The organism is Oleiphilus sp. HI0080 (assembly GCF_001635135.1).
On record NZ_LWFU01001175.1, the window covers coordinates 1 to 890 of the forward strand.

The window sequence follows — 890 nt, forward strand, 5'->3', positions numbered from 1 at the left end:
GCATAGCAAGCACGCGATGTTTAAGGCCATCACTCGCCCTCGCGATACGGTTAGTTTGTGATCTCATACACAAAGCTTTATCGATTTAACTATCTGTTACAGATTTAGTGATGTTCTACACCGATTGTTCAAAATTTGAGCGTATACTTAGTAATACAGATTCACGATGAAGCGATCGTGGTTCTGTCTTCCTTGAAGAAACCCCTATTAAGGAGCCAAGTTTTGGCTCCTCTTTTTTTGCCTCCAGTTTAGTTCAACTGCTTTTTTTAAACCTGTGAACGCCAGTTCAACACGCTAATCTGCTGGCCTTTGTATAGGCCGATAGCGCAAGGCCTGCGCCAGATGCCCCTGACTTATCCTCGATTCCCCCGAGCAATCCGCCAATGTTCTTGCCAATCGCATTATTCGATGTGCGGCTCTACTAGACAAAGCCAAGGCATCAATTGTGCTCATCAACCAATCATTCTGCTCAGTCGTCAACGCACATATTTGCATGAGCGCCTCTCCTTTTAAATCACCATTAAGAGTACCTTGTCGCTGATATTGAAGCTCTCTTGAACGCTCCACTCGCGCAAGTATCTGCTCACTGCTTTCTTCTTTTCTATTGGTTCGCAAGGTCACTCTTGCTGATTGAAACGGCACTTCGACATGCATATCAATACGGTCTAGAAAAGGCCCCGACAACTTTCGACGATATTGCTCGATCTGCTGCGGCGAATCTGTGCATGAAACAGAAGGATGCCCCAAATATCCGCAAGGACAGGGGTTCATCGCTGCAATTAACTGAAACCGAGCTGGCAAGGTTAGCTGCTGCTGGGCGCGCGCGATCGATATCTCCCCGGTTTCCAAAGGTTCTCTCAGCATCTCTAGAGTGTGCCTTGAGAATTCCG

At 47.0% G+C, this 890-nt stretch carries 1 protein-coding gene; it reads right to left on the reverse strand.

Annotation, left to right across the window (positions count from 1 at the left end; genetic code table 11):
- Positions 1-294: 294 nt before the first annotated feature.
- A partial coding sequence (locus A3751_RS20910; protein ID WP_197466580.1) for an ATP-binding protein occupies positions 295-890 on the reverse strand: 596 nt, incomplete at its 5' end.